Source organism: Micromonospora sp. URMC 105 (assembly GCF_051386295.1).
GTDB lineage: Bacteria > Actinomycetota > Actinomycetes > Mycobacteriales > Micromonosporaceae > Micromonospora.
In genome coordinates this window covers 77,155-96,399 of the sequence record NZ_JBPQTL010000002.1, presented here as the reverse complement: position 1 = coordinate 96,399, position 19,245 = coordinate 77,155, and the positions used below count along the sequence as shown (strand labels likewise).

Sequence of the window (19,245 nt, the reverse complement as noted above, 5' to 3'; positions counted from 1 at the left end):
AGCACGACTCCCCCTCGGTCCAGCCGAGCCCGGCACTGATCCGGTCCGCATCGAGCGTGGCGCTGAAGCGGCGAGCGCCTACAACGTGGAGGCAGTCAAGCGGCGGCGCCACGTCCACAGATGCCTGAGGGCGAGCTTCGTCGGTCATCCGATATCCCAGGACGCCAGCTGCCTGCCAAAGTGCAGGCACCGGGACAGGTACGCCGTAGGCTCGCCGCTGCCATTCATCCGCCGCAGCATCTGGTCGACCTCACCTGTGGGCCATCCGATCCCGCGCAGATCGTCCCGGATCATCCACCGCGTCAGGGTGTGCGCGCAAGGCGTCGTAGCCGACGGCGCCGAGGAAGGCGGCGCCGTCGCCGCAGTGGTACAGCCAGCTCGGCTGCTGCCAGGAGTAGCCGGCCTGTGACAATCGAGTAGGCGCGGGCGTTTTCGATCACCTCATGTCAGGGGTGGGACCCGAAGCCTCTCCGCGGCGGCCGGGACGCCCAGGTTGACGGGGCGGTGCATGCGTTGCGCTTCTCGTGGGCAGCGGCGGGGCTGACTTGGAGCCCTCCGACCTCACCGTGCCAGCCGCGTTCGCGGGCTTCCGTGATCCGCGCGGTCTGCTCTGTTCGAGCTGCAACGGCTGGCTGGGCGAGGTGGAGCTTTGGGGCAGGGTCCCCGGCATCGACGAAAATGGAACGTGGGAGGGGGCCGCGCTCACCTACCTGGACCGGGCCGGCTGTCCGCCCACCGAGCAGCGAAAGGCGGCGACGGCGGAGCGATACCGCCGAAAGGTGGCGCTGTGGGGTCCGCCTGCCGCTGCGGAGTGTGTGACCCGATCTGGGAGCAGCGGCGGGAGCAACCCCGAGCGGAGATTCACGCCAGGTTCGGCGTCCCGACATCGTCAACATGACACCCGCACCGGCCAGCCAAGGGGCGAGCGTGGCACAGCTTCAGTTCGCCCGCGCCACCGACCCGAGCGAAAGTCGCTGCCTGACTGGGACGTCAGGGCGTGGGAGCCGATGGCGTTACCGGCACGAGGGTGGTGCGCACGGCCCGGCGCAGTCACGACACGAGCCCGACCACGCCGCACAACGCGACGAGCGAGAATCCGGTCCCACGTGCCGTCGGCCGTCCACCGGCGCAGCCGCTCGTGACATGTCTTCCAGGGCCCGAAGCGTTCCGGCAGGTCACGCCACGGCGCACCTATTCGCAGCTTCCACAAGATCCCGTTGATGACCTGCCGGTGATCCCGCCATCGCCCCCGAGAACTCCCAGGCTCCGGCAGCAGTGGCGCGATCACCGCCCACGCCTCGTCGGTCAACTCACCACGACGCACCACCGACACATCGTCAACGATCAACCACTACATGATCGGCAGGACACGCCCTAGTCAGGCAGGCCGGCGGTGGGTAAGGCCGACAGGACCAGCCGCTCGGCGGGCGTCGCGGTGAGGAGGCGCGGCGGACGTCGTCCCTGCGCGAGTACGCCACCCACCGCCGCACGTACCGCTGGCATATCCGTGGCACGGAGCAACCCGAGCAGGCCGGCCTCCCCCACCGGTTTCACCCCGAGCGCACCCGCCCTCAGGGCCGCCGCCGCCACCTCACCGAGAGCACCGGCCAGGCCGTCGTCGCCCACACCGGCAGTGGCGTGCAGTCGTGGGCGTAGCCCGCGACCGACCTCCGCTCTCCACGAAGAGGTCAGGAGGGCACCCAGCGCCGCAGGCCGACCGGCGCGCAGCAGACGGGCCGCTCGGACCACCGGATCGGCCTCCCCCTGCCCGGGGTCACCGGCCGAGACGGTGCCGCCGTCGGCCGGCGTGGGCGCGGGCCGGTGAGACCCGGACGGCAGGCCATCGGCGGCGAGGCTGGTCTCGACCACGAACAGCCGTAGGCCGGCGGCGGCCAGGTCGCAGGGCAGCCAGGTGATCGTGCCGTCCGCTCGGAGGGACACGGCCTTCCCCTGTCCACCGGTCAGCGCGGCGAGCACGGCCGCCCGTAGGTCGACCGATCCGCCGGCGAGCACCGCGGACAGCTCGGCCGGCTCCACCCGCACGCCGTAGACGTCTGCCAGGGCCACCGCGGTGGCCGCCGAGGCGGCCGCGGTTGAGGACACCGCCACGCCGTGCGGCAAGGCGGTGTGCAGGACCAGCCGTGCGCCACGCACCGGGAAACCACCGGCCCGCATCGCACGTGCGGCCGCCAGGGGCGCCACCGCCCATGGGGGCACGCGACCGGGGTGTGCCTCGTAGGACACGGCCACCGTCTCCGCGGGACGGTTGCGGGACCGCAGTTCCAGCAGGTCACCGGCACCGGGGGCCGCCGCCGCGACCGCTCCCCAGGGAACCGGGACGGCCAGCGTCGACCGGGATGAGTTCAGCAAGGAACAGCCGCCCGCGGCGTGACTGACCGTGGTCGGGGCACTGCCGAACATCTGCAGGAACGCGTACGGCACCATTCGCAGCTCGGCCGGGAGTTCGACCCGGTGCATCACGTCCGTCACGCCGACCCGCCCCCGCTGCGGCGGGCCAGCACCCGGTAACAGTTGCCGCCCTCACTGCGCCGGATGAGCACGCCCAGGAGCTGATCGACCATGATGGCGACGATCACCGGCGGTACGGCCAGGACGGAGACCACGCCGTGCACCAAACGCCGGCCGGGGCTTGACGGGCCGGACGCCCAGGCCCGGTCGGGATCCGGGAACCGGCTGTTCAGCCACAGCAGCGTGGCGCCGGCGAAGTCGCAGGACTGATGCGCCGCGCCGTGTTCCACGGCAACCGGGTCGAATCCCCGCCGACGCAGCTCCGGCAACAGATTCGCCACCGGCACGAAGTGGAGGTGCTCCGGCTGGAACCAGGGGATCCAGTAGCCCCGCAACAGCCGGCCGAGCCGCGACCGGGGGTCCGGCACCTCGATCATGAGGTAACCGCCCGCCGCGACCACCAGCGCCGCCGCGTCCAGTTCGACCCGGGGGTCCAGGGTGTGTTCCAGGTAGTGATGCATGCTCACGACGTCGTAGCGGCCGGCGAGCTTCTCGGCGTACTCCGGGAACAACCCGCGGTAGCCGGTGGCGACCCAACCACGACGCTGGGCCTCCTCGATGGAGGCGCCCATGTCGATCCCGTCGAAGATCGTGTCGGGGAAGGTGTCCAGGGCGTAGACGCAGAAATGGCCGTAGCCGGTGCCGACGTCCAGCCAGCGACGGGGCCGGGTGAACCTGCGGACGAGCTCGGCGCGACCGCGGTAGGACTGTGGCTGAAGTCCGAAGATCAGGTCGATGCTGTCCTCACCCAGCCCGTCGTAGGCGTCCCGGTAGTAGAAGTCGAGGCCGGCCGAGCTCAGCCGGGGATTCTGAAAGACATGGCGGCAGCCGGAGCACTCTTGGAGCACGAACCGGCCGGGCTTGACCTGGATCCGGTCCGGAGTGTCCACAACTTGACGAAGACGGGGGTCCCCGCACCATGGGCAGGAGTCGCGGGGAGGCTCGAAGAAGCGGTCGACTCCCCGTGCCAACTCGGCGGCGTAGTCCACCCGGGCGCGAGCGAGCCGCTCGGCACGGTCCCGGTCATGGCTGGACCGCCAGTCGCCGCGAACCGCTCCCAGCCAGTGCCGCGCCCGGTACCAGGGCCGCAACCAGGCACCGCGATGCCGATCACCCGGACGCAGCGGGGTCCCGGCCAGCAGCAGGTACGGCTGAAGGCAGTAGGCGGCCAGCGCCACCCAGCCCCACGTGGGCCAGAGGACCACCGTCCCGGCCAGCAACCCCGCTCCCAGTACCGGAGCGGTCATCGCGACCGGCGTGACGGCACCGAGCGCCCGTAGGCGCGCGCGCACCGTGGCGGGATGCACCGGCCGGGCCCGCAGGTCTTCGGCGACGACGAGATCGATGCCGGTGGGGGCGTACTTCTTGAGCCGATCGGTGAGCCGGATGAAGGCCGCCGCATCGAGGTTCTCCGTGGTGCCCACCCCGGCCCGGTCGAGGAGGTCGACGGTCACCAGCAGGGCGTGTCCGGCCCCGCGACCGCGGGCCAGCCGGTCGCGACGGAACGCGGCCGGATCGACGAGCCGGGCCAACGCATACGCCTGGACCACCGGAATGTCGGCCGGAACCAGATCGAGCGCATCCAGGCCGGCGGCCTCCGCGTACCGGGCGGCGGACCGCCGGGTGCCGGCATCGACCACCACCCCCTCCGCGGTCACCAGCCGGTATCTGCCGTCGACCGCGCCGGCCGGCACACCGTGGGTGCCGGACGGTACGGTCGTGGGCAGGGTCGCCAGCGCCGCGAGGCGTCTCCGCAGGCGCAGCGCGCCCAGCAGCAATCCGGCGACGACCAGTACGGCGGGAATCGCGTGGACGTTCACGAGACGACCTCCACACCCGCTCGCCGACCGCTGTGCGCTTCGTGTTCCCTCATGGCAGCCTCTCCAGATGATCGGCCGCGACCGGTGCGCCGCCCGCGGCGGTGAACGACGCGCGCACCCGGGCCGCGGCGGCGCGGTATGACGGTTCGTCGAGTACGGCGGTGATCGCCGCCCCCATCTGGTCGGGCGTGACTCGGGTGAAACGCACCCGGACGCCGGCACCGGCGGCGACCACCTGTCCGGCGATGATCGGCTGGTCGTCGCGGATGGGAGCCACGACCAGCGGCAGGCCGTGCGCGAGCGCCTCGCAGACGGTGTTGTGACCGGCGTGGCAGACCACGGCGTCCAGCCGCGGCAGCAGCCGCAGCTGCGGGACGTACGGGCGGACGATGACATGCGGCGGCGGGTCCGGCAGCACGTCGGCCGGCGCCACGACGACCAACTGCACACGGTCGGCACACGGCTCGACGGCAGCAACCGCGGTGGCGAAGAAGCGCCGGCCGGCCTCGGCGTTGACGGTGCCCAGCGACACGAGCACCGCGCGCCGCGCCGGGTCCAGCGTTTCGAAGGGAAAGTCCAGCGGCTCCGACCGACCGGCCAGAGCCGGCCCGACGAAGACGTGACTGTCGGGGAACACCCGGTCCCCGCCGAGCAGCCTCCGGGAGGTGAAGGCGAGGACGAGGTGCTCGGAGAAGCGCAGGTCACCGATGTCCTCGGCCGGGAGACCCGCCTCCCGCTGCAGGCCGGCCATGCAGTCCATGACCCACGCCTCGACCTTGGGCATCGCCGCGTACGGGCGGGTGAACTCCCCCGACGTGGTGGCACAGGTCGCCCAGGGCAGCCCCTCGCGGCGGGCGAGCACCGCGCCGGCCACCGCCTGCTGGTCGACCACGAGCACGTCCGGGCGGTACGCCCGCACCGCCTCGGCGACCCCGGGCAGGCTCGCCCGGGCGAGCGGGATCAGGAACTCCTCCCACAGGAACTTCAGCGCGCCGGCACCGCGCAGGCCGAGCCAGCGCTCCCGCGATGCCCACAACAGCTCGTCCAGTTCGGCATCTCCCGCGTCGTACAGCCGTGCGGCAGGGCCGAGCAGTGGGCGAAGGATCTCCGCGCGGCCCGCCCAGGCAACGTCGTGGCCGCGACGGCGTAACTCGGCGCCGACCGCGACCGTCGGGTTGACGTGCCCGGTCAGCGGAGGCACCACGAACAGGTATCGGCTCATCCCGACCCGTCCCGGGGAGTCGACGCCGGGGTGGCTTGGCCCCCGCCCGCGCCGGTCGCGGCCCGGACCGGCAGGCCGGCACGGGGTGCCAGCCACTCCAGCACGAGGCCCCGGACGAGCGCGGTGGCCTCCCGCAGCACGGTGTGCGCCTGACCCGGCACCACGCACAGCGTGCAATGGGGGACCTCGCGGGCCAGTTGCCGTCCCGCCTCGGCCAGGTCGGACAGGGCACCGTAGATGGCCAGCACGGGTCGGGCGATCCGGGACAGGTCGGCACCCGCCATCGGCGGGGTCGCCGCGATATCGTCGATCAGCGTGGTGCCGTTGAGCAGCGCGTCGGCCAGCCGGGCGGACCGGGCCAGCTTGCGGTTCCCCAGCAACCGCAACTGACCGGGCATGTCGTCGTACGCCAGGCCGAGGGCGGTCACGGTGAGCGTGTTGCTCATCCGTTCGATCCACTCGCCGGCCCCGTCGCCGATGGCGTGCGCCTCGATCGCCACCAGGCCGGCGACCCGGTCCGGCCGGACGGCCGCCGCGCGGAGTGCCACCGCTCCCCCGTAGCTGTTGCCGACCAGGTACACCGGCTGCCGGAGACCGAGCGCGTCGAGCAGGGCGACCAGGTCGGCGACCGATTCGTCGAGCGTGTAGCCGCTGGGTGGGCGCGCGGAGCGGCCGTGCCCGCGCAGGTCGTAGAGCACGACATCCGCCCCGGCGGCGGCCAGCGGCCCGGCCAGCGTGTAGTAGAAGCTGGACAGGTTGTCCATGACCAGGCCGTGCAGGCAGACCACAACCGGTGTCGAAGCCCCCACCCTCCCCGCCGGGGCCAGCCGCTGCACGTGGAATCGCACCCCCCGCGCGACGACGTCGGCCATGTCCCCTCGGCCTCACGCCGTCCGGGCGGCGTCGAGCCGCTCCGACAGGTACGCCACCAGTTGACCGACGGTCAGCGCCATGATCTCGTCGATCTCCATCCCGGCGATGAAGGCCGCGAGGTTGACGTGCTCTCCGTACCGCTGTCGAAGCAGGTCGCCGAGAGCGACGAGTTCGATGCTCTCCATCGCCAGGTCGGCGTCGAAGCGCGTGTCGGGTCCGATCTCGACGGCCAGCAGGACGTCGTCGCCCATCACCTCCACCAGCATCTCGGTCAGTTCGGCAAGCAGCCGCGCGTGGCGACTCCGATCCTCGGACACACGTCCTCCCCTTGGTTGTCCACCTCGGTCCACGCCACCACGTACGTCTGCCCGGCCACGTCGAGACAGCGCTGGCGAACCCGGTACTGCCGGTCGGGCCCGCTCGACACCACACCGCCGTCCCGGTCGACCGCCGTGACCACGGGCTGTCCGGCGGTGCCGTCCACGCCAGTGCCGAGCGCCGTGCCCACGGCGCGCTTCGCCGTCAACAGGCGAGTGAGCCACTCCGCACGGTCGTGCTCCCCCACCCCGGCGAGCCGATGCAGGAGTTCCCACTCGTCCCTGGTGAGGGCAGCCGTGACGGTGGCGTCGTCGCGTGCGAGCACCGGCGCCAGGTCGATGCCGACGGCCGGTCCGCCTTCCGGCACGGCGATCGCGACGGCGACCGCACCGGCGTGCGCCAGCGAGACTGAGTACGACTCGCCGCCGGGCCCGCGTGCCCGGACACCGGTGCCGTTCACCACCACCTGCACCGGGTACAGATCGCCTGCGCCGACACGCCACAGGTCGGTGCGCACGGCGTCCTTGACCGCGACCCGACCGAGCAGCCACTGCCGTCGGGCGGGCGGCGACAGCCGTGCGTACTCGGCCCGCTCCGCGGCACCCAGGTAGCGGCGCATCACCAGTTCCCGAGTGGCGGTGTCCGGCCAGCGTTCCCGCACCAGGCACCAGCCGCCGGACTGCGGCTCGGCCGCACCGACCGTGCCCGGGTGCTGTTTGAGCCGCCACATGACGTCGTCGGTGGAGAAGCGGTGCGTGTCCCAACCGATGAGGGTGACCCGGGGCCTGCCCGCGCGGTCGGTCAGGCGGAGGTCGGCCCGCATCCGCTCGGCGGTCAGTTCGGTGACCCGGGCGACGCAGTCCAGCCGCTCGCCGACGGCTGGGGGCGGCCCGTGCCATCGGACCTGCTCGATGCCGGTCGGGAAGACGACCTGGTCGGTGTCGGCGCTGACCTGCATCCAATGGCCGATGAGCTGGCCGGCGGCGTCGAGCAACGCGCCTGGGGCGGGCAGCGCGGTCAGGGTGCCCCGGATCCCGTCCTCGGCGACGCCGTGGATGTGGGTGACGCCGGCGAAGGCCGGACCGTGGAACATCCAACCGTCGCCGTACAACGCCTCGGCGGTGACGGGCGCCGGCCGCTCGTCGCGGAGTTGCGGTCCCTCGCCGGTCGGAGCAGGGGGGTAAGCGTCCGCGAACAGCACGGTGCCGCCGGCATACCCCTCGATGCTGACCCGGACCCGGTCCACACCGTCCACGACGGCCCGGACGGTCACGGTGGTCGGTGGCGACACGGCCAGCCACCGCATGGCCCGTACCTGCTCGAAGCCGGTCACGGCGCGTCCGGGCAGCACGTGCCGCGCGGCGTCGGCCATCAACTCCAGCAGGCCGGTCATCGGGACCACCGGAAAGCGGTCGTCCGGCTCCGCCCACTCCGCCGGCTGTGGTATGAGGCTGTGGTCCAGCAGGTGCGGCATGGCCGCCAGCGAGCACTCCACCGCCGTCACCGCGGTACTCCCCGGTCCTGCGGGGGCAGGTGCGCGGCGCCACGCCGGAGCTGGGGGTTGTGGTACGCCGGCCGTTCCGGCGCCACCCTGCGGTGCCACCGGGGCGGTCCGCCACGCGTCGGCCACCAGCCGTGCGGCGCCACCGGCCTCTGCCAGGAGCGCGTCGAGTTCGGCCAGGACCGGGTCCGTGCCGGCCGGACCGGGCCGCTCGATCGGGCCTGACGTCGCCGGGCGGGGCGGGAACGGCGCCGTTTCGTCGAGACGTACCATCGGCGCTCCCAGTGCCAACGGCACCGGCGGGCCGACGGCCGCGCGGGGGGCGCGCGGGCCGGCACCGCCCGTGTCCGTCGTCATCAGGGCGAGCGTCTGGGACGCCGACGACGCGCCGCTTCCGCCACCCGGGGTCGGCAGTCGGTCCCAGCGGGGCTGGCGGCCCTCGACCCAGAGCGCGGCCAGGACCCGCCTGAGCTGTGCCAGGCCGCTGCGTCCGGATGCCTGGGCGGCGGTCGCGAGGTGCTCGCGGCGACCGAGGGTGTCGGTGACGAATCCGGTGAGGCTGCCTGGGCCGACCTGGACGTAGGCGCGCACTCCGACCTGGTGCAGTCGCTCCACCAGCCCCCGGAAGCGCACCGGTTCCAGCAGATGCTTGATGATCAGATCCCGCACCTGCTCGGGCCGGTCCGGGTACGGCGCGAGCGTCGTCGCCGACCACACCGGCACGTGCGGTCGAGTCACCGGCAGCACATCGAAGGAGGCTCGCACGGCGGCGAGGTAGCGCGCCGCCGCAGGCGTGTGGAACCCGGAGCGGAACGGCAGCACCTCCCCTGGGACCCCGTCGGCACGCAGCCGCCGCAGGGCTTCCGTGATGCCCTCCGGCGGCCCGCAGAGCACCGCCTGGTGCGGGCAGTTGTCGTGGGAGACGACCACGCCCGCATCCGCGACGGCCGCCGCCCGGTCGGCGGCGCAGCCGACCGCGGCGTACACCACGTCCGGCACCGAGACCGTTCCCGGACGCAGGGAGGCGAGGAAGGCGTCGACCGCGTCTCGGGGGAAGCAGCCGGCTACCACCATCGCCGTCCACTCCCCGAGGCTGTGTCCGGTGACCAGGTCGGGTCGCAGACCCAGCACGGCCAGCGCGTCCGCCAGCAGGCGACCGACGGCGAGCACGTCCGCGGATCGGCTGTACAGATCGTCGCCGCCGGTCAGCGTGGGCCGGGGCAACCCGAGGTGGTCGGCGATGTCGTCGACGCGCGGCGCGAACCCGGGCTCGAAGCCGGGGAAGAGGAAAGCGACACCGCCCTCCGCGGGCAGTAGCGGGTCGGGGGTGAACCACACGTCCTCGCGCCCACGCCACGCCCGGTCCCGCTTCACCACCGCGCGGGCCAGGGCCAGCCGCCGCGGTGTCGGTCCGACGATCGCCAGCCGGCACGCCGGTGGCCAGGCAGTGGGATCGGTTCCGGCCCGCAGCAGGTCAATGCCCCGTGCCGCACGGTCCAGCAGGAAGCCGTCGGGCGCGTCCAGCGCCCTGGCGATGGCGTCCGGATTCTCGCCCGCCAGCAACAGGACCGGTTCGCCGGCGTCGTCGGTCCCGGCCGGCGACGCCGCCACGGACCGGGGCGGCAGATCCACCGCCGGCGCCGTCGGCGGCTCCTCCAGTACGACATGGGCGTTGATGCCACCGAAGCCGAACGCGTTGACCGCGGCCCGCCGGGGCCCGTCGCCGTGCCCCCAGTCGGTCGCGAGTCCGAGAGGCCGGCAGCGGGTCGCCGCGAAGCCGGGGTGCGGCTGTTCGACGTGCAGGGTCGATGGCAAGACCCGATGGTGCAGTGCGAGCGCAGCCTTGATCAGCCCGGCGGCGCCGGCCGCCGGCATCGCGTGACCGATCATCGACTTGACCGTGCCGAGGGGGATCGGCGGGCCGTCCTGCGGCGTGCCGAAGACGCGCGCGAGCGTGTGCAGCTCGACCGCGTCACCGACCGGCGTCGCGGTGCCGTGCGCCTCGATCAGGCCCACCGCGTCCGCACGTCTCGGGTCCAGGCCGGCGGCCTGCCAGGCCCGCCGCAACGCGAGCACCTGCCCGTCGGCGGCGGGGCTGACCAGGCTGCCACCGGAGCCGTCACTGGCCACACCGACACCGCGCACCACCGCGTAGACCCGGTCCGCGTCGGCGTCAGCCAGCCGTTTGAGAACCATGACACCGGTCCCCTCCGCCATCAAGGTGCCGTCCGCACGTCGGTCGAAGGGCCGGATCCGTTCGCTCGGGCTCAATGCGCGTAGCTGCGTGAAGACGCTCCACAAGGTCGGGTCGTGGCACACGTGCACCGCTCCGGCGAGCACGGCGTCGCAGCGACCGGCGTGGAGTTCACGGATGGCGGCGTCGACCGCCACGAGACCCGAGGCGCAGGCGGCGTCCAGCGTGTACGCGGGGCCACGCAGGTCGAACCGATTGGCGATGCGGGAGGCGGCGAAGTTGGGCACCAGTCCGACGGCGGCGTCCGGCTGAGCAGGCCCCAGCCGCTGCAGGAACGTGGTGCGGACCTGGTCGAGCTGGTCGGCCGGGAAGTGGGGGAACAGGTCACGCAGCGTGGCCAGCAACTGGGTGACGGTGCGTACCCGCTGGTCGAGCCGGGCCATCCCGGGAGTCAGGTAGCCGCCACGGCCCACGATGACGCCGATCCGGCCGGGATCGGGCAGTCGTTCCAGGCCGCCCGCGTCGTCGATCGCCTCGGCGGCGGCCCGGAGCGCCAACAGCTGGTCGGGATCGGTGGCGGGAACCGCCGCCGGCATGATCCCGAACCGGATCGGGTCGAATGAGGCCACCTCGTCGACGAAACCGCCTCGCCGGCAGTAGAACCGGTCCGCCGCGGGTGGCCCGTGGTAGGACCGGGGATCGTAGAAGAGCTGCGGGTCCCAGCGCGACGGCGGCACGTCGGCGATGGCGTCCACCCCGTTGAGGATGTTCCGCCAGAAGGTCGGGACATCCCCCGCACCAGGAAATACCGCTCCCATCCCGACGATCGCCACGGCGTCGGCCGGTGGCCCGTGCCGCCGGCTCACCACGCGGCACCGGGGTCGAAGGCCGACAGCGGAGCCGCGACGAAGCCCACCTGGCACTGGTCGGCCGGCCCCCAGGCCAGTTCGGCGACGAGTGCCGCCACCCCCTCGGCCGGGTCGATGAGCCCGATGCCCCGGCGGTCGTACTCGCGGGCCAGCTCGGGCGTGACCATTCCGCCTCCGGCCGGGGACCAGGGCCCCCAGTCGACGCTGAGCACCCGTTCGGCCACGCGGCCGTGCCAGGCACGGGCGAGGGTGTCCAGCGCGTCGTTGGCGGCCGCGTAGTCGACCTGCCCGCGGTTGCCGAACACGCCGGAGACACTGCCGAACAGCAGCAGGTAGCGCAGGCCTGGCGGAGCGGCGTCGGCGAGGGCACGCGCACCGTCCACCTTCGTCGCGTACACCTCGGCGAAGGACTCCGGGGTCTTGTCGGCCAGCAGCCGGTCCGCGCACACGCCGGCGCCGTGCACGATCGCGTCGAGGCGCCCGTGCCGGTCACGAACCTCGGAGACGAGCTGCCGCACCGCCGCGCGGTCCCGCACGTCCAGACCGACGTAGCGTACCGAGGCCGCGGTGCCGGCCAACCGGTCGAGGGTGTCCCGGACCTGCCGCTCGGCGGCCAGTCGACGGGCGGCGAGTGCCACCTCCGCCGGTCCCCGCAGCCCACGCGCGGCCAGCAGCCCGCGCAACGCCGGCTCGTCGGCGGCCGCCATCGCCTCGGTGTCGGGCGGGCCGGCGGGAGGTGCGGTACGCCCGGCCAGCACGATGTGACAGCCGGCCGCCTCCGCGAGGGCGACTGCGACGGTGGCGGTGATGCCACGGGCGCCTCCGGTTAGCAGGACCACCGACTCCGGCCCGAGACCGGCGGCGCGGCACGCGGCGGACAGATCCGTCGACCCTCCCTCCCGCACGGTCTCACGTGGCAGCTGCCGCTCCACCACCCGCAACGCCGTCCGAGCACCACTGGTGTAACCCACGGTGACGGGAGATTCGGCGGTACCCAGCTCGGCCAACAAGTCACGGGCGATGGCCCGCGGCGTCTGCTTGGGATCGACGTCGACGACCCGCGCCAGCCGGTCCGGAAACTCCTGCGCGATCGTGCGGACCAATCCACGCAGGCCCGCCCCGGCTGCCGGGTCGGTGGCCGGCTCGCCGTCCCAGTCCTGGCCGAACGTGCCCGCCGACCCGGTCACCACCAGCAGCCGGCGGACGCCACCCAGCACCGCGGACCGCAGGGTGGGGAACGCCGCCGGCAGAACCGGCTGCTGACCGCCACCGAGCGCGCCGAGGTACACCAACCCGTCGATGCCCTCGGCCCGTTCATCGGACATCCGGAGCAGGACCCGCGCGCCGCGCTCCTCCAGCAGGTCGGTGAGCTCCAGCCCCACGCCGCAACCGTCGCCGACGATCGCGAACGTGCTGCCGGCCAGCGCCCCCGGTGCGGCTGCCGGCGGCCGCGACACCGGCGTGACGGCCACGGTGAACCGACGCAGCGGCGTGGGCGCCCCCGGCCCCGCCCGCCCGGTGTCGCCGTCGGCCGGCGACCGAGGTGGCTCCACCCACACTGGCCCCGGCGTACCCGTCCCCGCTGACGTCGACCTGGCCGCTGCCCCGGCATCGGGAGCGCTCACGTCGACCGGGACCGCATCCACCGGGGCGGTGGCGCCGGTACGGGCGTCGATCCAGGACACGATGCCGTCGATGGTCTTGATCCGAGCCAGCTCCTCGATGACCCCGTCGCCGAGGCGGCCGCCGCGCCCGGCGAAGCCCAGCCGGTCGGCGAGCTCCCCGATGAGCTCCGTCCGCTTGATCGAGTCGATGGACAGGTCCGCCTCCAGGTCCAACCCCGGGTCGAGCATGTCCGGTGGGTACCCGGTCCGGGCGCTGACGGTGGCGATCACCAGGTCGCGCACGCTCCCGGGCATCGGTGTCCCATCGGCCGCGTCGGTGCCGCGCGGGGGCCGGCTCGTCCGGGCCGTGCCGTCCGGCTCGTCGACCGACGCGTCGGCAGCAGGGACGCCGAGCCCGTCCGTCCCGACGGTGCCGGCGGCGGGCGGGCGGGAACCGGCGCCCAGGTAGCCGAGTACCACGTCCCGTTGGGCGGCGATCAGTTCGCGGCTGCTTCGAAGGAACTCCAGCACGGCGGCGTCGGGGCGGGGGTCGACCGGGACGGCTGGGGCCGTGGAGGGCGTGGCGACCACCGCGGCCGGGCGTAGGCCGCCGTGCACGGGCTCGCCGTCGGCGGTGCGGACCAGGTGTCCGTCGACGGTCCAGCCGGGGCGCGGGGGTACCTCGGCGGCGGTGACCACGGCTGCGTCCCGGCCGGTGAACAGCGGTTCCGGGTCCACCGGGACCCCGGTCACGGCCAGTTCGGCCAGTGCGGCCAGCAGCGTCGGCAGGCCCGGACGCCCGGGTCGGTCCAGGGCCACCGCGGTGTGTGGGCGGTCGCCGAGTGCCGCGCCGACCAGCCCGGTGAGCACGGCGCCGGGACCGGCCTCGACGAAGACGCGGGCACCGGAGGCGTACATGGCCTCGATCTGCTCGACGAAGCGTACCGGCGCGGCGAGTTGCCGGGCCAGGGTGCGGCGGACCGCCGGCGGGTCGGCCGGGTACGGTGCGGCATCGCTGTTTCCCCAGACCGGCATGCCCGGCGGGGACAGCTCCAGGTCGGCCAGTACGGCTTCGAATGCGTCCGCCGCGGCGGCCACGACGGGGCTGTGGAACGCGCAGGCCACCGGGAGCGGACGCGCCGTCAGGCGCTGACGCGCCAGCTCGCCCAGGGCGGCGTCGACCGCGGCGGTGGGGCCCGAGATGACCGTCTGCGTCGGGGCGTTGTGGTTCGCCACCACCACGCCGGGATGTCCGGCCAGCGCCTGCCGCACCCGGTCCGGTGCGGCGGCCACCGCCGCCATGGTGCCAGGATCATCGCCGGCGGCGGCGAGGATCGCCTCGGCTCGGGCGTCGCTGAGCCGAACCAGCGTCTCCGGGCCGAATACGCCGGCGACGCAGAGGGCGACCAGCTCGCCGTAGCTGTGGCCGGCGACCAGGTCCGGCCGTACCCCGAGGGTGCCGAGCACCTGGTGTGCGGCGAGGCCCAGCACCCCGAGGGCGGGCTGCGCCACGCGGGTGTCGGCCAGCGTCCGCTGGCGCGCCCGCTCGGTGTCGGGATCGAACGCGGCAGGGGGAAACATCGCGTCGGCGTAGCGGGCGGCGGAACCGACCAGCAGCTCCCGCAGCCGCGGGAACGCCACGAAGAGGTCCGCCATCGCTCCCGGCCGCTGGCTACCCTGCCCCGGGAAGAGGAACGCCACCGTCCCCGCCGCACCGTCCTCCGACTCCGGGGCGACGAACAGGCCCGACCGCAGGTCGGTCCGAAACTGGCGCGCCGTGACCAGCTTCTCGGCCAGCTCTGCCAGGTCCCGCGCGACGAACGCGACCTGGACCGGGGCGTGGGCGGCGCCGAGCGCCCCGGTCGCGAGGGTGAACGCGAGGTCGCGCAGCCGCCAGGGCCGCCCGGCCCCGTCGTTGGCGGCGACGAGCCCGGTCAGGCGGTCGAGTCGCCGGACCGCGTCCGCGCGGTCTGCGCCACGCACCAGGAACAGTTCGGCCGGCCACTGATCCAACGCCTGCGCCGGCTCCCCGGCCCCGCCGTAGCCGGCCAGGACGGTGTGGAAGTTCGTCCCGCCGAAGCCGAAGGCGCTCACCCCCGCCACTCGTTCGTCGGGCGGAGCCAGCCACGGCCGGGCGGCGGTGTCGAAGACGAACGGGCTCCGCGCGACGTCCCAGTACGGGTTCGGTGCGCCGAGATGCAGGGTGGGCGGCCGGACGCCGGTGTACACCGCCCGCGCGGCCTTGATCAGACCCGCCAGGCCGGCCGCGCACTTCGTGTGACCGAGCTGGGACTTCACCGAGCCCAGGGCGCAGCTGCCGGGCGCGGCGCCGGCCGCGGTGAACAGCTCCGTGAGCGTGGCCAGCTCCGTCCGGTCTCCGACGACCGTTCCCGTGCCGTGCGCCTCGATCATGCCCACCTCGGCCGGCGAGACGCCCGCGGCCTGGTACGCGCGCTCGGTCGCCCGTCGCTGCCCCTCGGGACGCGGGGCGGTCAGCCCGAGTGACCGGCCATCGCTGGAACCGGCGACCGCCTTGACGACCGCGTAGACCCGGTCGCCGTCCCGCTCGGCGTCGGCGAGGCGTTTGAGCACCACGCACGCGACGCCCTCGCCCAGGGCGATGCCGTCGGCGTCGGCGGCGAAGGTGGCGCAGCGCCCCCTCGGCGACAACGCCCGCACCGAGGCGAACATCAGATAGTCGTAGATGCCGTTGTGCAGGTCGGCGGCGCCGCAGAGGACCATGTCGCTGCTGTTCGTACGGAGCTCCTTGCAGGCCAGGTCCAGGGCGGCGAGCGAGGCGGCGCAGGCGGCGTCGACGGTGTAGTTCACTCCACCCAGGTCGAGCCGGTTGGCGATCCGCCCGGCGATCACGTTGGTGAGTACGCCGGGAAAGGAGTCCTCGGTCAGCCGTGGCAGGTGCCTGTCGAGCTCCGGCGGCAGCGGACCCAGGTGACCGGGCAGCAGCGCCCGGAAGCCATAGGCGGTGGCCAGGTCGTGACCGGCCTCGGCTCCGAAGATCACCGAGGTGCGGTCGCGGTCGAACGGCCGCTCGGCGTAGCCGGCGTCGGCGAGAGCCCGGGCCGCCACCTCCAGCGACAGTAGCTGCACCGGTTCGATGCTGGGTAGCGACGCGGGCGGGATCCCGTAGGACAACGGGTCGAAGGGGACGCGCGGCAGGAAGCCGCCCCACTTCGAGGGAGTTGCGTCCCGGCGGTCCCGAGCGTACGCCTCCGGATCGAAGTAGATGCCGGCGTTCCACCGTTCTGCCGGCACCTCGGTCACCGCGTCGACGCCGCCGACCACGTTGGACCAGTACTCGGCCAGGTCGGCGGCCTGCGGCAGGATGCAGGACATACCGACGATCGCCACGTCCAGCGGCGTCCGCTCGGTCATCACCGGCGGCCCGCTCGGGCCGGACGGGACCGGACCGAGCTGCACGAGGCGATCGCCGAGCAGCGCCGCGGTGTCTTCGGTGACCTGCCGGTGGAGTCGGGCGACGGTGGTGGTCTCGCTGCGCAACGCCGCCACCTGGCCCAGCATGTACATTCCGTCGCGGCGTTGCGTGGCGGCGTCGACCGGCACCAGTGAGTCGCCTTCACGCCGCAGTCCCTTGCTGGCGACCCGGAGGCGTCCGAGGTTGAGTCGCTCGAGTTCCGCCCACGCGTCCTGGACCGGCGTCCCTGCCTCGGCGAGCCGTTGTCGGGTCAGCGAGAAGGCTGTCACGTACTCCGTCCGGGCGCAGCGGGTCGCGTGTCCGGGTGAGGTCTCCAGCAGCACGGTCTCGGTGCACTCCACAGCGGCCCGCTGGAAGTCGGGCACGATCGCGCCGGCCGCGACGGCCTCCGTGGTGAAGAGGTACGCCGTACCCATCAGGACGCCGATGGCGGCGCCGCGGGCCGCCAGCGGCGCGGCCAGTGCAGCGACCATCGCGGCCGACCGTTCGTCGTGGATGCCGCCGGCGAACAGCACTTGCACGTCGTCCAGGCGATCGCCGTACGCCAGCAGCCGCTGCACCGCGATGTCCCACAGGGCGAAGCTGGTTCTCGGGCCCACATGGCCCCCGCACTCGGCGCCCTCGAGGACGAAGCGGCGCGCGCCCTGAGCCAGGTACTGGTCGAGAAGCCCCGGTGATGGCGCGTGGAGGAAGGTGGCGGTGCCGGCGGCTTCCAGCGGTGCCGCCTGGTCGGGCCGCCCACCGGCGATCAGCGCGTACGGCGGTCGCACCTCGCGCACGGCCGACATCTGTGCGGCACGCAGTTCTGCCGGGGCGAAGCCGAGCAACCCGACGCCCCAGGGGCGGTCGCCGAGCTGCGCGGCGGTCTCGGCCAGGAGCCGACGCGTCTGCTCCCCCGACATCAGCGCCAGCGCCAGGAAGGGCAAGCCACCGGCGTCGGCCACCGCGGCGGCGAACCTCGCCTGGTCGCTGACGCGGGTCATCGGCCCCTGGACCACCGGGTAGCGCAGCCGACCGTCGCCGGCGAGTCCGTTGCCGGGGGCCAGAGCGGGCTGGGCCACCGCGACGGCGAGTTGGTCACGCACCGCACGCCGGACGGCGGCGACCACGCCGGTGGCGGAGCGGTACCGGCCGGCCAGCGCTGCTGCGGAGGGCGCGTCCTGCCCCACGGGTAGCAGCTGCCGGTGCAGGTCCCGGACGCCGAGCACGGCGCCGGGCCCGCCGGGGCCGGCCGCGAGATCGGCCACGGGCAGATCCGGTCGCGTGTAGACGCGGTAGCCGTCGATCACCACCGTCTCGGTGCCGTCCATCGCGCGGATGGCGGCCGTGACGCGTTGGGGCAGCTCCGCCTCGGCGACCAGGGCGAGGTGGGTGTCGAGCAGCACGCCGGCAGCTCCGCCGGCGACCGCGGCGGCGGCGGTGTGCGGACCGATGCCACCGGCCAGCCAGACGGGCAGGGCTCCGGCACCCCGGCCGGCGGGGCCGGCGGCCAGCAGGTGTTGTAGCAGGACGAAGCTGGTGAGCTGACCGACGCGTCCGCCGGCTTCGTGACCGCGGGCGACCAACCCGGCGACGCCCGCGGCGGCGGCCTGCGCCGCCTCCTCGGGGCAGACGATCTCGGCCAAGGTCCGCAGGCCGCTTCTCACCGGCGCCCAGTCGGGTAGGTGGGGCAGGTCGCGGACGTCGATGAGTACGGTGTGCGCCTGCGCCGGGAGGTGGGCCGGGCCCACCGGGCAGGTGGGGCGGACCCGTACCGCGAACCCGGCCGGCGCCCACCGGGCCGCATCGGCAAGGGCTCTCCGGAGTCGTTCGGGTTCGCCGGTGAGGTTGAGGACCCCCAACCCGCCGCCACGGGCGACGGCGGCGACAAGGCGGGGGTTTGGTTCGTCACCGACGCCGACTCCGACTACGAGGTCCCGGTCGGAGGTGATTGCCATGGTGAGCCCCTTCCCGTCACAGGACGGACCTTCGCCTGATGGGTGAACAGGTGACGCCGGAAACGGTCTGTCGTGGCTCTCATGGCTCCGGCTGGGGACCGGACGTTACCAGAGGGTAGGGAACGCCAATAAGACTTGTGACATTGACGGATGCTTGGTATAAGGCATTGGCATACGCCAATGTAGATCGTCGAGGAGGTAGTCGAGCTGAGATAGTGGTCGGCGTGATCTTCCCAGCAGGCACGGCCCGTCGGCGCCGCTCCACCAGCCGGCCGACCACCTGCGGGCGGTTCGGTCCGGACAGCCAGTCATGAATTTTCAAATCAGTCTGAAGAAAACATTTGAACAACATCCAACTTGGTCTTGGGCCGCTGCCGACGCCGAGCGCACCTGCGGCTTGCGAACCCTCCCCACAGCAGGTCAGCGCACGTCTGCACGCGGTCTTGCCCGCCTGGAGAGCTGGCCGACGTGCGACTCGATGCCGTCCGCGGCGGCAGAACCGGCGAACGTGGGAGCCACTGCGGCGCTGGTGACGACTGCCGGCACGCGGTCAGTGCGTGACTCTACCTTCACGACGAGGACTCACCGGTCCGGCGGGCCGGCTGAACGACATTCACTCGACGGATCACCATCAATATTACGCGGGACCGCCGAATGTGAACGGCGGGTGGCCGTCCATCGGAGGTTTCTCGAAGGCGCCCAATAGCTGAGGGAACACGTTGGTTCAACGGCAGCCATGGCGTCCACATCCGTACGCCGGTGGCCCGAAAACAACAGGGCCCGCTTCGGGATCGCAGCCATGGCGTCCACATCCGTACGCCGGTGGCCCGAAAACAACAGGGCCCGCTTCGGGATCCACGCAGTGAAAATTGGTGCGGCGAGATGCGCTGTGGCTCACGCCGCTTGTCGGCACGGCCGCTGCTC

8 protein-coding genes and 1 pseudogene are annotated in these 19,245 nt (G+C 73.3%); all 9 read right to left on the bottom strand.

The features are described 5' to 3' along the window. Positions 1 to 250 precede the first annotated feature (250 nt). Positions 251 to 412 carry a CbrC family protein gene (locus tag ACSNN7_RS01030; RefSeq protein WP_436678575.1) on the bottom strand — a complete coding sequence of 54 codons (162 nt, stop codon included), beginning with the start codon at positions 410 to 412 and terminating at the stop codon, positions 251 to 253. Between the two features lie 675 nt (positions 413 to 1,087). Then, a pseudogene (locus tag ACSNN7_RS01025) lies at positions 1,088 to 1,324 on the bottom strand (transposase); the annotation flags it as partial. A gap of 50 nt (positions 1,325 to 1,374) precedes the next feature. Next, complete coding sequence (locus ACSNN7_RS01020) at positions 1,375 to 2,490, bottom strand: GHMP family kinase ATP-binding protein (protein WP_436678574.1); 1,116 nt, start codon at positions 2,488 to 2,490, stop codon at positions 1,375 to 1,377. Next, a complete protein-coding gene (locus ACSNN7_RS01015) occupies positions 2,487 to 4,349 on the bottom strand; it encodes a methyltransferase domain-containing protein (RefSeq protein WP_436678573.1) in 1,863 nt (620 codons plus the stop codon). The genes ACSNN7_RS01020 and ACSNN7_RS01015 overlap by 4 nt, the downstream gene beginning before the upstream one ends. 49 nt (positions 4,350 to 4,398) lie before the next feature. Continuing rightward, positions 4,399 to 5,571 (bottom strand): glycosyltransferase, encoded by a 1,173-nt coding sequence (locus ACSNN7_RS01010; RefSeq protein ID WP_436678572.1) that lies wholly within the window; start codon positions 5,569 to 5,571, stop codon positions 4,399 to 4,401. Continuing rightward, positions 5,568 to 6,443: an alpha/beta fold hydrolase gene (locus ACSNN7_RS01005; protein WP_436678571.1), complete on the bottom strand. Its 876-nt coding sequence runs from the start codon at positions 6,441 to 6,443 to the stop codon at positions 5,568 to 5,570. Before ACSNN7_RS01005 ends, ACSNN7_RS01010 begins: the two co-directional genes overlap by 4 nt. Positions 6,444 to 6,455: 12 nt before the next feature. After that, complete coding sequence (locus ACSNN7_RS01000) at positions 6,456 to 6,761, bottom strand: phosphopantetheine-binding protein (protein WP_436678570.1); 306 nt, start codon at positions 6,759 to 6,761, stop codon at positions 6,456 to 6,458. After that, positions 6,716 to 11,290 carry a beta-ketoacyl synthase N-terminal-like domain-containing protein gene (locus ACSNN7_RS00995; RefSeq protein ID WP_436678640.1) on the bottom strand — a complete coding sequence of 1,525 codons (4,575 nt, stop codon included), beginning with the start codon at positions 11,288 to 11,290 and terminating at the stop codon, positions 6,716 to 6,718. The genes ACSNN7_RS01000 and ACSNN7_RS00995 overlap by 46 nt, the downstream gene beginning before the upstream one ends. A gap of 29 nt (positions 11,291 to 11,319) precedes the next feature. Next, positions 11,320 to 18,321 carry an SDR family NAD(P)-dependent oxidoreductase gene (locus tag ACSNN7_RS00990; RefSeq protein WP_436678569.1) on the bottom strand — a complete coding sequence of 2,334 codons (7,002 nt, stop codon included), beginning with the start codon at positions 18,319 to 18,321 and terminating at the stop codon, positions 11,320 to 11,322. Between the last annotated feature and the right edge of the window lie 924 nt (positions 18,322 to 19,245).